An 11,885-nucleotide genomic window follows, 5' to 3' on the forward strand; every position below is an offset into this window, starting at 1 on the left:
GGTAGTGGGTGGAGGGCGGCCGGGTCAGCGCTCTCCCGGAACCCCCGCCCGCGCACGCGGTCGTCCTCAGGCCCCGACGTCCCTCCGTCGGAGGTCTTCGAGGGACTCGCGTCGGACGAGCAGCCGCGCGGTGCCGTCCGTCACGGCGACCACCGGCGGCCGGCCCACGAGGTTGTAGCCGGAGGCCATCGACAGGTGGTACGCCCCCGCCGCCGGGACGGCCAGCAGATCTCCCGGGTGGACGTCCTCGGGGAGTTCCACCGCGTCGGCCAGGATGTCCCCGGCCTCGCAGTGCCGGCCCACCACGGTCACCATCCGCCCGGGTGCGGTGGAGGCCCGGCCGACCATGCGGGGCGCGTACCGCACGCCGTACAGTGCCGGGCGCGGGTTGTCGCTCATGCCGCCGTCGACGGCCACGAAGGTACGGGTGCCGGTCCGCTTGACGGAGAGCACCCGGTACACGGCCACGCCCGCCGGGCCGATGACGGCACGGCCGGGTTCGACCGTCAGCCGGGGAACCGGCAGCATGGCCCGCGCGCATCCGGCGGCGAGTTCGGCACGGATGCGCGCGGCGAGCGTGGGGATGTCGAGCGCGGGTTCGCCCGCCCGGTACGCGATGCCGTGGCCGCCGCCCATGTCCAGCTCGGGCAGCACGACTCCGTGCTTGTCCCGGGTGCGGGCGAGGAGCCCCACCATCCGGCGGAGCGCCGAGACGTACGGCGTGATCGAGGTGATCTGCGAGCCGATGTGACAGTGCAGGCCCACGAGTTCTAGTCCCGGCTGGCCGAGGACCCGGTCGATGGCGTGCTGCGCCGAGCCGTCCATGAGGGAGAGGCCGAACTTCTGGTCCTCGGTACCGGTACGGACCGCGGCGTGCCCGCCGGCCGAGATCCCGGGCACGACACGGATCATGACCGGCTGGCGGGTGCCGTGCGGCACCAGGGCGGCGAGGCGGGCGATCTCGGAGGTGGAGTCGAGCACGATCCTGCCGACGCCGAGCCGCACGGCGGTGCTCAGGTCCTCCGGGCTCTTGGCGTTGCCGTGCAACACGATCCGGTCGGCGGGGAAGCCCGCGCTGATCGCGAGGAGGAGTTCACCGGCCGAGCAGACGTCGAGTCCGAGCCCCTCCTCGCGTATCCACCGGACGACGGCCCGGCTCAGGAAGGCCTTGGCCGCGTAGACCACGTCGGCCTCCTCCGGCGGGAAGGCGGTGCGGTAGGTCCGGCAGCGGTCGCGGACCTCGCCTTCGTCGAGTACGTACAGCGGGGTGCCGAACCGTTCGGCGGCCTCGGTCAGGGAGACTCCGCCCACCGTCATGTCCCCGCGCGGGCCGGGGCGCGTCGACGCGGGCCATACGTCCTGCGGATACGCCTGCCGGGCCGGGGAGCCGCACGGCGTGAGGGCGGCGGCGGAGGCCGGGGTGATGGGGGCCGGAGCCGTGGAGGCCTTCCCGGCCGGGTCGGGGGACCCGGCCGGGAAGGGGGCGCCGGCGGGGCTTGGGGACCCGGCCGGTGCGGGGGTGGGGACGGGGGCGAGGGGGGTGGCGGTCATGGTGCGCTCCCTTCAGCGTCCGTGGCGGACGAGCGCGGGGGCGTCGGGGACGGCCGGCGCGGGAGGAGCCGTGTCCGTCGCTGGGGCGACGGGTGCGGCGGGGGTCGCGTGCGGGGCGACAGCGACAGGAGCGGCGGAAGCGACGAGTGCCGTGGTCGCGGCGGGGGCCGCGTGTGCGGCGGTGTGGGGCACCGAGGGGTGCGGTTCGGCGGCGCGCGGCGCGGAGAGCAGCGGGTCGACGGTGAGGGTGCGGACGCCGAGGGGTGCGGCGAGGTCGCGCAGGGCCGGTTCGCAGAGGCGTACCCACTGCTGACCGGCGCCCAGGGTGGCGACGAGCCTGCTCTCCGAGGTGAACGCGACAGCGGTACGCGCGCCGAGCGGCGTACGGAAGAACCGTGCCCGCACGCTCGACGGGCAGCGGGCGGAGCCCGAGCGGACGGGTACGAACAGGGGCCCGGCCGGGACGGATGCGATCGGGGGTCCGGCCGGGACGCGTTCGAGGGGGTCGGAATCCGGCAGCGCGCTTTCCATGGTGCCTCCAGGCGTCGGCACGGGTCGCGGACACGACCCGGCGGTTCGTCTTCGACGCTAAGTCCGCAGGCAGGAGGCGGCGCGGCTGCCGCCCCGGCCCTGACGGGTACTTGACGCCGGACCCGGGTCACGTTGACGCGACCCTGACGCGGAGCCCGTCCGGCACGGGGCGGGTGACCCTTCCGGGGCGCGGTCCGCCCGGAAGCGCGAGTGGCCGCGGAGACGCGAGACGCCCCGGCCGTCAGGTCCGGGGCGTCTCGAAGTGCGGTGCGGGGCTTGGAATCAGAGCCGAGCTCAGAGGTCGAACTCGTGCGGCGGCAGGTCGAGGGCGAAGCACGCCTCCCGGACCACGGCCTGCTCCGACTTGTCGAAGTCGCCGTCGGCGCCACCGATGACGATGCCGATCTGGATGACCGCGCGCGCCTCGGCCGGCTTCTTCTTCGCCTTGGCGATCTCCTGGAGCACGGTGACCTTGCCGAAGGCGAAGTCGGCGGTGAGCTTGTCGACGTACGCGTTGAAACGGCGCTGGAGGTCTTCCGCGGGGAAGTTCCGGAGCACGTCGTTGCTCATGATCAGCTGGGCGACGCGCTGCCGCTCCGACGGGTCGATGGAGCCGTCGGCCGCCGAGACCAGGGCGCACATCGCCATGCTCGCGTCGCGGAACGCCCCGCTCTTCAGGTCGTTCTTCTTCGCCTCCAGCTGCGTCTGCATCGTCGAGGCGGATTCCTTGATCCGATCCCAAAGGGCCATGACGTCTCCATACGTTGCTTTGCGGTGCGTTGGCTGAACCGAGTGGAACTCTACAGAGGTGTAGAACTCGATGCTCGACCCGGCAGGCTTTGCCGTGGAATGGCGGCTCAGTAGGATGCGGCGATCGCTGAGCAGTGCCCGGGGCCGCCCCGCCGCGACTGCGAGAGCTTGCGCGAAGGGCGGACACCGCATGGGAAACGCGGGAAGGCACGAAGACGTTCCTGACGTTCCTCCGGGGGCCGACGCGTCCCTGGTGGCGGACGCTTCCCCCGGCGGCGCCGGCGGACGGCCGCGCAAGCGGGGGCAGGGTGAGCTGGAGGCGCAGGTGCTCGCCGCGGTGCGCGCGGGCGGAGGGCCGGTGACGGCGGGCTGGGTGCGGGAGCGCCTCGACGGCGGGCTCGCACTGACGACGGTCATCACGATCCTCTCCCGCCTCCACGCGAAGAACGCGGTCACCCGCACCCGGGCGGGCCGTGCCTACACCTGGACGAACGCTTCCGACGAGGCCGGCCTCGCCGCCCTGCGGATGCGCCGGGTGCTCGACGGCGAACGGGACCGGGAGGCCGTCCTCGCCCGCTTCGTCTCCGCGCTCAGCCCCGGTGACGGGGAACGCCTGCGGGCCCTGCTGTCCCGGACCGGCCCGGATACGCCTCCGGCGAACGGCCCCGCTGAGCCGTGCGATTCCTCCGATTCCTCCGATTCCTCCGAGCCCTCGGGCCCCGATGCCCCCGGCCGTGCGTCGGGGAACCGATGACGACGACAGGGGTGTTGGGGGAGCGATGGGCGTCTTCGTCTACCTGCCACTCGTGCTTCCGCTGACCGCGCTGCCCGTCGCGCGGCTGGCCGCGCACCATCTGCATCCGCGCACCGCGACCCGGCTGCTGGCCGTCGCCGGTACGACGCTCGCGCTGTGCAGCACCCTCTGCCTCGCCCTGCTGATGGTGATCGGTACGGCCCAGCTCCCCGGCAACCCGTTGCCGGACGGCTGGTCGGACCCCGAGGTCAGGGCCGCGCTGCCGTACGAGGACCGGACGGGCCTGGTGGCCATCGGGGTGCTGGGCGCGGTGGTGGCCGGCTGCGTGACGACGCTCGTACGCCATGTACGTACCCGGGTCGCCGCGGCCCGCGCGCTGGGGACGGGCGGCGGCGCCGGTTCCGGTTCCGGGGTGCGTGTGGTGGAGTCGCCCGCCCCGTACGCGTACGCGCTCCCCGGCGGCCCGGTGAGCGGGCGCCCGCGCGGTGCGGCGGGGACGGGCCGGGTCGTGGTCTCCAGCGCCCTGCTCGACTGCCTCGAACCGGCCGAGCAGCAGGCGCTGTTCGCCCATGAGCGGGCGCATCTGGCGGGGCGCCACCACCGTTATCTGCTGCTGACGCAGCTGGCGGCGCGGGCCAACCCGTTCCTGGTGCCGCTCCGTACTGCGGTGGCGTACACCACCGAGCGCTGGGCCGACGAGGAGGCCGCGCGGGCGGTCGGCAGCCGCCGTGTGGTGGCACGGGCGGTCGGCAAGGCGGCGCTGGTGTCGGCCCGTTCGCCGTTCGAGGGGCTGGCGGGGTTCGCGGCGGCGGGGCCCGTACCGCTCCGGGTCGCCGCCCTCCTCGACCCTGCCCCGACCGCCCGTTTCTGGCCACCGGCGTCGGCGCACCTGCTCCTCGCCGCGCTGACGGCGACGGTGGGGACGGCGGCCTCCGCGCTGTCGTCGGTGAACGCCACGGTCTCGCTGGTCCGCATCCTGCACGAGGCGACCCCGCTGTAGGCCCCGCGTCGCCAGCAGAATCCCGCGGGTCGGGGAAGACCGGCGCGCCGCGTGCGGTACACAACTGTTGCTCTGTACGCGAACGGTGACAGTGGTGTCGTAGGTCCAGGACTTCCGGCCGAGGGGTCCCCCGGATGGCTCATAGTGATCACACAGCGGGCCGCACAGCAGGCCGGACAGCAGGCCGCACCGCATGTCGCGGAGCAGGCTGCACAGCAGGTCACCACACAGCAGGTCACCCACCAGATCACGGCAGGCCGTGGAGAGACGCCTCTCCGTGGACGCCCTTCCCCACGGGAGCAACGCCATGGCTTCGGCCCTCCGCACCAAGACCGCCGTCCTCGTCGCCGCCGCAGTCGCGGGCACCCTGCTCCTGACCGGCTGCGGCGGCGACGACTCCGACGGAGGCTCCGGCACCGGCGCGAAGGACACGAGCAGCAGCGCCGCCGCCACGCTCCCGGCCGAAACGCCTGCGACGCAGGACGCCCCGTCCGCCGCCGCCACTGCCGACAGCACCGGCGGCGGCAGTACGGGCAGCGGCAGCACCGCCGGTGGCAGCACCACCGGCGTCGGCGCCGGCTCGGGCGGGGACGCTTCGGACGGCTCGGGCGACCGGGAGACGGCCGTCGAGGGCATCGCCCAGGGCAAGGGCGTCAACGGCACCTGGAACGGCAAGGTGCGCTACCTCGCCCCCGGCAAGTACACGGTGACCCGCCCGGACGACGTCGACCAGCAGTTTTTCGTCTCCGAGGACACGGACATCGAGGGCACCGGCGACATCTGCGGTACGGAGGACGGCCAGGCCGCCATGCCGTGCAGCGAGGAGATGCTGGAGGCCGCGACCAAGGGCGACGGCGTCGACGCCGAGGTCGTCGTCGCGAACGGCATCGCCAAGAGCATCGTCGACAACCACAACTGACGCCGACCACCGCGCGCGGAACTCCCTGCCCGCGGAACCTCCCGCGCGCGGAACCTCCTGCCCGCGGAACCTCCCGCGCGCGGAACCTCCCGTACGCAGAACTCCCCGTCCGCAGCCAACGGCTGTTCCCGGACGGGGAGTTCCGCGTGTCGCGGGACGGGGGAGGGCGTCAGTCGCGGCCCTCGCCGACGTGCTCCGGCGTGAGGTCGTCGTGCGTGGGCCGGGCGGGGGCGGCCGGGGCGGCCTCGCTCCCGCGGACCGGCGCCTGGGCGCCGGTGCCGGTACCGCGCATTGCCTTGATCCGGGTGACGGCCGGTTCGGTCCAGCGGGCGGTGAGCGGGCCGAGGATGACCAGGATCAGTACGTACGCGGTGGCGATGGGCCCGATGCGGGGCTCGGTCGCCACGGCCAGACCGGCGATGACGATGGAGAACTCGCCGCGCGCCACGAGCGTGCCGCCCGCGCGCCACCGGCCGCGCGACTTGATGCCTGCGCGACGGGCCGCGTACCAGCCGGTGAAGATCTTGGTCAGCACGGTGACGACGGCGAGCAGAGCGGCCGGGAGCAGGACCGGCGGGATGTCGGCCGGGTTGGTCGAGAGGCCGAAGAAGACGAAGAACACCGCGGCGAAGAGGTCCCGCAGCGGGGTCAGCAGCTTGCGCGCGCCCTCGGCGACCTCGCCGGAGAGCGCGATGCCGACGAGGAACGCCCCTACGGCGGCCGACACCTGGAGTTCCTGCGCCAGCCCGGCGACGAGCACGGTCAGGCCGAGGACGACCAGGAGCAGCATCTCCGGGTTGTCGGAGGAGACGGCCCGGCTGATGATCCGGCCGTGGCGCAGCGCCAGGTAGAGGACGAACCCGACCGTCCCGAGCGCGATCAGCAACGCGATGCTGCCCCCGGCGAGACCGACTCCGGCGACCATGGCGGTGAGCAGCGGCAGGTAGACCGCCATCGCCAGGTCCTCGATGACGAGGACGCCGAGGATGACCGGGGTCTCCCGGTTGCCGAGGCGCCCGAGGTCCGTCATCACCTTGGCGATCACTCCGGACGAGGAGATCCAGGTGACCCCGGCCAGCGCGACGGCCCCGGCGGGACCCCAGCCGAGTATCAGCGCGGCGACGGCGCCGGGGGTCGCGTTGAGGACGAAGTCGACGAGGCCGGAGGGGTACTGGGTCTTGAGGCTCGTGACCAGTTCGGAGGCGCTGTATTCGAGCCCGAGGAGGAGCAGCAGCAGGATCACGCCTATCTCGGCGCCGACTGCGGTGAACTCCTCACTGGCACCGAGCGGCAGCAGCCCGCCCTCGCCGAACGCCAGACCCGCCAGGAGGTAGAGGGGGATCGGCGAGAGACCTATCCGGCCGGCGAACCGCCCGATGATCCCCAGCCCGAGAATGACGGAGCCGAGCTCCACCAGCAGTGCGGTCATGTCGTGCACGATCAGCCCTCCGCAATGATCTCGGAGAGCGCGTCGACGCCCTCACGCGTACCGACGACGACGAGCGTGTCACCGATGGCCAGCCGGAAGTCGGGTCCCGGCGACGGGTGCGCACTGTGCGTCCGCAGCACCGCCACGATGGACGCCCCCGTACGGGTCCGCGCCCGCGTATCCCCCAACACCCGCCCGCCGTAGGGCGATCGGGACCCGAGCGGAATGTGCTCGGTGACCAGGTCGATGCCCTCGGTCCGTACGGCGTCGATCGGCGCGGGATCGATGAGGTGGGCGAGCGCGGTCGCCTCGTGCGTCGTCAGGGGCACGGTCAGCCGGCACGAATCTGGGTCGTCCTGCTCGTAGAACCCGATGAACCGCCGCCCGTCGTGGTGGACGACGACGGAGATGTGCTGGCCGGACTCGGTGATGAAGTCGTACTGAGTCCCGACTCCGGGCAGCGTGGTGCGGCGGGTTCCCATGGCTTCCTCCCGAGTGGAGCGCCGGCGCGTGCGGCGGCCCTTGTCAGTTCTTGGTGATCTCTTTACCTTTCAACACCTTAACGCGATCCATACGCGTCGTGGGGGGCCGGGGGAGAAGGAGGGGTGGTATGGGGTGATGCCGACGGCGAGGTGGGGGTGTTGTGCCGGCGAGCCGTCAGTGCGTGCCACGCCTGGATCCGGGCCCGTGGTGAGCGGGCGTGGTGAGCGGGCCGGGGCAGCCCTCGGGGCGTGACGCCTCCGCGCACACTCCGCGCAAACTCCGTCGCGGTGCGACCTTTGTCACCGCCCTGGTCAAGGCCGTCCACCGATCCGCAGGTCGGCGTGAGGTCAGTGCGTTCCCGGTCCCTGCGATCCGATCGATGCCGACGACATGATCAACCCCGACTTCGGCGAGGAGGGCCGCCTCATCGGCACCGCGGTTCCGGCCACCACGTCGAAGCTTCCCGAGTACGTCCTCCGAGCCGCCGAGCGACCGGATTCCGGCGGGAGTTGTGAGGCGGGAGAGCTCTCAGTGGGGGATTCGTATCCCGGCCTCGGGTCACGAGAGGAAGTCGGCTACCCCGCCGACGAACGCCATCGTCCAGAACTTCACTTGGTGCCGGCGATTGCAGAACGGGCGCGGCAGCCACCACCTGCGCGACACCACGGGCCGACCGCACCACCGGCAGACCGGCGGTTCCCTCACCAGCTCGATCGAGACCCCCATGCCGCGACCTTAGCGATGCTCCCCACGTGCGGTCCCACCCCCTGCGGAGCTCGGCGGCAGGCCGCTCCAGTGGCGTCCCTCGCGGGGGAGCGGGCCGGGCGCCCCACGTCGGGTGGCTGCCAGTCGGCCTGGATGAGAGCCCTGCCGCCCTGCCGCCCTGCCGCCCTGCCGCCCTGCCGCCCTGCCGGGCAGCTGGGCAGCTGGGCAGCTGGGCAGCCGGGAATCCGTTTCCATCGGAGGCCGGAGTGGCCGCACACTGCGGGCATGGGCGACATGAGCGGCACCACCGGTAGTCGTACCGATGACACCACCGGGATGCGGACCGCGTCCCTCCGGTCGGGTGAACTGCTCGGATACCCGCCCGGAGCACGCCTGTTGATCGTCAACTGCGACGACTTCGGGATGTACCCCGCGATCAACGAGGCGGTGGTGGAGGCGATCGAGCAGGGCATCGCGGGCTCGTGCAGCCTGATGGTTCCCTGCCCGGCCGCATCGGACGCGATGCGGCGGCTGCGGCGGCGGCCGGAGATCTCGTTCGGCGTGCACCTCACGATGGTCTGCGAGATGCCCGGAAACCCGTGGGGCCCGATGGCGGAGAGGGCGGAGGTGCCGTCCCTGCTGGACCGCGCGGGAAGGCTTTTCGCTCCTACTCCCGCAGGCCGTGCCGAGCTCCTCGGGCAGGCCCGGATCGAGGACGTGGAGCGGGAGTTCCGGGCCCAGATCGACGCCGTGGCCGATGCCGGCCTTGCCCCCACCCACCTGGACTTCCACTGCCTCGCCGACGGCGGCCGGGACGACATCTTCGGCCTCACCGCTTCCCTCGGGGCCGAGTACGGGCTCGCGGTGCGCGCCTGGCTGGACCCAGCGCGTGAGGCGATGCGTCGGCGTGGACTGCCCGTCAGCGAGAACGGCTTCCTGGACAGCTACGCGATCCCGCTCGACGACAAGCCCGCCCGGTACGCCCAGCTCCTGCGCGACCTGCCGCCCGGCCTCAACGAATGGGCTGTCCACCCGGGTCTCGGCACGCAGGAGTCCCGGGCCCTCGACGACGGGTGGCGGGTACGGCGGACGGACTACGAGTTCCTGGTCTCCCCGGAGGCGCGGGAGGTGCTGACCGGGGAGGGGATTCGGTTGGTCGGCTACGGGGAGGTGCGGCGGGTTCGGCGGGAGAGGTGTGGAGACGATGGGTGAGGTGCGACTCATGTCCCGCTCGGTGAAGTTGGATGATCTGAGCCCAGTGGCCTGTTGAGTGCCCAGTTCGGGAAGGCGCTCCCCGCGTAGGCGGGGATGGCCCGCCGGTCGGTGGGGCGGAGGGTGACCTGCACGCGTGCTCCCCGCGTACGCGGGGATGGCCCCGGGGTCCGCCGAGTGGCTTTCGCGGGGAGGCGTGCTCCCCCGCACCGCACGTGCGGCGGCGTCAGCCGCAGCGCACTCGACCGTGGCGCGCGGCCCGGGGGCCACCCGGACGGGAGCCCGTCACCGGCCACCCGCCGTCCCCGAAGAGGCCCCGGCGCCCGCTCCCGCCGGTACACCCGCCCCCGCCCCCGCCGTCACGTGGTTCTCCGCGCGGGTCCGTAGCTCCTCGACGCCCGGGACCTTGCGGTACTTGTCCAGGCGGGTGCGCATGTCCTCGGTGGCTTCGGTGACCTTGACGGAGCGGATGCCGTCGGCGCAGTCGAGGAAGTCGGTCCAGGTGGCGAGGGCGGCGTCGAGGTGGCCTCGGCGGAGGTGGATCTGGCCGAGGTCGGCGAGGACGATGGCGCGGCTGCGGCGGCGGTCGATGCCGTGGATCTCCAGCGACTCGTGGAGGTGGCCGGTGGCGCTGTCGAGGTCGCCGAGGCGGGCGAGGATCATGCCGGAGTGGTGGGCCCAGCGGCCGATGCTGAAGTGGGAGGCCCAGGACTCGCCGGGGGCGGCGTCGGGGGTCTGCTCGATGGCGGTCTGGGCGGCGGTGAGGGCGCGGGTGGCGAGGCGGTGGTCGCCGTCGAGGGCGGCGGCGTCGGCGAGGGTGGTCTGGAAGTAGGAGACCGCGCGCGGGTCGTCCAGGGACCTCGCGCTGTCCACGCAGCGTTCGGAGAGGCGCAGCGCCATGGCGCCGTACCGGGGGCCGAGGTCGATGGCCTGAACGGCAAGTCCTCGCAAGGCTGTTGCGGAGAGTTCGGCCTCGTCGGCGGCGACGGCCAGGCCGTAGGCGTGGGCGTAGTACTGCTGGGCCATGCCCTGGTTGCCCTCGTCCTGGGCCATCCATCCCGCCAGGTGCACGAGTTGGGAGGTGGCGGCGTACAACTGCCGGCCGATCTCCTCGGTGTAGGTGCCGTCCAGCCAGGCGGCGACGTCCTCGGTGAGGTAGCGGACGGCGAGGTGGCGGGCGTGGCCGCCGCCTAGTTCGGCGGCGGTGTCGCCGAGGGCGCGGGTCATCTGGCGTACGGCTGCCACCTCGCCGGTGCCGACGCGTACGCCGCCGACGCGGCTGGTCCGGCGGGTGACGCTCTCCGGGTCGGGCAGGTTGAGTGCAGCCAGTGCGTGGGCGCCCGAAGCGGCCAGGAAGTTTCGCCGAAGCACGTCGTTCCTCCCCAACTCGACGACTGACGCCACGGTATCGAGGCCCGCAAGGGGGCGGGAGGCGGATCGTTGAGCGGGGACTCCGTGGGGGGCGGAGAGGACGGCCAGGGTGGGTGCGGGGGGTCCGCCGGGGGCCTGCTGGGGCGGGTTCGTGTCCAGGCCGAGTACCTCGGCGATGTACGGGAGCCAGTAGTCGGGCTTCCGGCGGCCGGCCATCCATCGCCGGACCGACTGGCGGTCGAGGCCGTTCGGGCCGCGCCCCTCGGCGATTCCCAACTCCCGGGCGAGTTTGGACGGCCCCCAGCCACGTGCCGCGCACGCCTGGCGGATCAGCTCGCCGATCTCCTGGGATTCGGGCACCTTGCGCTCACTCCTTCACCAGGGCGGTCCTCCCGGCCTGGCCTACGCGGGACTACATGTGGCCCACAGCCTGGCATCTCCTCACTGTGTGTGTTCGCAGGTTCACTGAACGCCATCCCTCCGGGAGTTCAGATCCACCCTTCGCACCGAAAGAGGTGAGTCCGCAATGAGCTCAGCCAGCGGAACGAGCGGAAACAACGGGACGAGTGGAGCCGGCGGCAACTGCGCGGCACGTGGCAGTGGCAGCGGCAGCGGCAGCGGTGGGTCGGGCGGCGCCGGCAGTCCCGGTGCGGCTCCGGGACATTGCGCGCCGCCCGGGGTGGGTGGCTCGTACGGCGGTACCACGTACGGGAGTTCGGGCGGGAGTGCGGTCGGAGGGGGCGGGTACGGCGGGGTGACGTACAGCGTGCCCCCGTACGGCGGCGGTCCGTCGAACACGGGTGTGCCGGTCAGCCGGGCGGATCTGGCGGCCGATGTGCAGCTGGCGCTCGACCTCGCGCGGGGGCGCGCGACGGGCGAGGCGGCGGATGCCCTGCGTACCCGCCTGCGGCGCGCCATCGTCGCCTACGCCCCGCTGGCCGACGCGTACGCCGCCCAGCTCGCCGACTCCCGGGCGCGGGAGATCGTGACGCACATGGTCTGCCACGCGTGGGCCGTCGCGCAGGACCCTGGGCAGGATCCGGCGGTCAACCTCCGGCTCCTGGCGAAGGCGGTGGACCACCTCGCGCGGTACGCGGCGGCGGCACGCCACATGGCCCCGACCGACCTGGATCAGGGGGCCTGTTGACCGGGAGGACGGTCCATCCGCCGACCGGCCGCA

At 73.0% G+C, this 11,885-nt stretch carries 12 protein-coding genes; 5 read left to right on the top strand and 7 right to left on the bottom strand.

Going from position 1 to position 11,885, the window contains the following annotated elements; genetic code table 11:
* Positions 1-66: 66 nt before the first annotated feature.
* From lysA to ACWCSV_RS27900, 3 genes are all read right to left on the bottom strand, one after another.
* Entirely contained in the window at positions 67-1,551 is a 1,485-nt protein-coding gene (gene lysA, locus ACWCSV_RS27890; protein ID WP_451146800.1) for a diaminopimelate decarboxylase, read from the bottom strand.
* Between the two features lie 12 nt (positions 1,552-1,563).
* A complete protein-coding gene (locus ACWCSV_RS27895) occupies positions 1,564-2,082 on the bottom strand; it encodes an SAV_915 family protein (RefSeq protein WP_451146802.1) in 519 nt (172 codons plus the stop codon).
* A 294-nt stretch (positions 2,083-2,376) separates the two neighbouring features.
* Positions 2,377-2,832, bottom strand: coding sequence for a tellurite resistance TerB family protein (locus tag ACWCSV_RS27900; protein WP_451146804.1), 456 nt, complete (start codon positions 2,830-2,832; stop codon positions 2,377-2,379).
* Positions 2,833-3,085: 253 nt separating this feature from the next.
* Between ACWCSV_RS27900 and ACWCSV_RS27905 the strand changes: the two genes are divergently transcribed.
* From ACWCSV_RS27905 to ACWCSV_RS27915, 3 genes are all read left to right on the top strand, one after another.
* Positions 3,086-3,586: a BlaI/MecI/CopY family transcriptional regulator gene (locus ACWCSV_RS27905; RefSeq protein ID WP_451146806.1), complete on the top strand. Its 501-nt coding sequence runs from the start codon at positions 3,086-3,088 to the stop codon at positions 3,584-3,586.
* Between the two features lie 25 nt (positions 3,587-3,611).
* A complete protein-coding gene (locus ACWCSV_RS27910; RefSeq protein WP_451146808.1) occupies positions 3,612-4,586 on the top strand; it encodes a M56 family metallopeptidase in 975 nt (324 codons plus the stop codon).
* Positions 4,587-4,893: 307 nt separating this feature from the next.
* On the top strand, positions 4,894-5,505 hold the full coding sequence (locus tag ACWCSV_RS27915; RefSeq protein WP_451146810.1) for a hypothetical protein: 612 nt from the start codon (positions 4,894-4,896) through the stop codon (positions 5,503-5,505).
* A 169-nt stretch (positions 5,506-5,674) separates the two neighbouring features.
* Here ACWCSV_RS27915 and ACWCSV_RS27920 read toward each other — a convergent pair whose 3' ends face one another.
* The 3 genes from ACWCSV_RS27920 to ACWCSV_RS27930 form a co-directional block, all read right to left on the bottom strand.
* Complete coding sequence (locus ACWCSV_RS27920) at positions 5,675-6,943, bottom strand: cation:proton antiporter (protein WP_451146812.1); 1,269 nt, start codon at positions 6,941-6,943, stop codon at positions 5,675-5,677.
* Positions 6,944-6,945: 2 nt separating this feature from the next.
* On the bottom strand, positions 6,946-7,416 hold the full coding sequence (locus tag ACWCSV_RS27925; protein WP_327176931.1) for a cation:proton antiporter regulatory subunit: 471 nt from the start codon (positions 7,414-7,416) through the stop codon (positions 6,946-6,948).
* A 559-nt stretch (positions 7,417-7,975) separates the two neighbouring features.
* Positions 7,976-8,143, bottom strand: coding sequence for a hypothetical protein (locus tag ACWCSV_RS27930; protein WP_451146815.1), 168 nt, complete (start codon positions 8,141-8,143; stop codon positions 7,976-7,978).
* A 264-nt stretch (positions 8,144-8,407) separates the two neighbouring features.
* Here ACWCSV_RS27930 and ACWCSV_RS27935 point away from each other — a divergent pair, with 264 nt between their 5' ends.
* A complete protein-coding gene (locus tag ACWCSV_RS27935) occupies positions 8,408-9,334 on the top strand; it encodes a polysaccharide deacetylase family protein (RefSeq protein ID WP_451146817.1) in 927 nt (308 codons plus the stop codon).
* 285 nt (positions 9,335-9,619) lie between these two features.
* Here ACWCSV_RS27935 and ACWCSV_RS27940 read toward each other — a convergent pair whose 3' ends face one another.
* Positions 9,620-11,065: a tetratricopeptide repeat protein gene (locus tag ACWCSV_RS27940; RefSeq protein ID WP_451146819.1), complete on the bottom strand. Its 1,446-nt coding sequence runs from the start codon at positions 11,063-11,065 to the stop codon at positions 9,620-9,622.
* Between the two features lie 394 nt (positions 11,066-11,459).
* On the opposite strand from ACWCSV_RS27940, the gene ACWCSV_RS27945 reads away from it, so the two are divergent.
* Positions 11,460-11,852, top strand: coding sequence for a hypothetical protein (locus ACWCSV_RS27945; RefSeq protein WP_451146821.1), 393 nt, complete (start codon positions 11,460-11,462; stop codon positions 11,850-11,852).
* Positions 11,853-11,885: the final 33 nt, after the last annotated feature.

The organism is Streptomyces sp. NPDC001770 (assembly GCF_053596135.1).

Excerpts from the sequence above, each read along its gene's own strand:
- ACWCSV_RS27910 (WP_451146808.1), top strand. The coding sequence starts at position 3,612 with ATGGGCGTCTTCGTCTACCTGCCACTCGTGCTTCCGCTGACCGCGCTG.
- ACWCSV_RS27900 (WP_451146804.1), bottom strand. The coding sequence starts at position 2,832 with ATGGCCCTTTGGGATCGGATCAAGGAATCCGCCTCGACGATGCAGACG.
- ACWCSV_RS27895 (WP_451146802.1), bottom strand. The coding sequence starts at position 2,082 with ATGGAAAGCGCGCTGCCGGATTCCGACCCCCTCGAACGCGTCCCGGCC.
- ACWCSV_RS27915 (WP_451146810.1), top strand. The coding sequence starts at position 4,894 with ATGGCTTCGGCCCTCCGCACCAAGACCGCCGTCCTCGTCGCCGCCGCA.
- ACWCSV_RS27925 (WP_327176931.1), bottom strand. The coding sequence starts at position 7,416 with ATGGGAACCCGCCGCACCACGCTGCCCGGAGTCGGGACTCAGTACGAC.
- lysA (WP_451146800.1), bottom strand. The coding sequence starts at position 1,551 with ATGACCGCCACCCCCCTCGCCCCCGTCCCCACCCCCGCACCGGCCGGG.
- ACWCSV_RS27930 (WP_451146815.1), bottom strand. The coding sequence starts at position 8,143 with ATGGGGGTCTCGATCGAGCTGGTGAGGGAACCGCCGGTCTGCCGGTGG.
- ACWCSV_RS27935 (WP_451146817.1), top strand. The coding sequence starts at position 8,408 with ATGGGCGACATGAGCGGCACCACCGGTAGTCGTACCGATGACACCACC.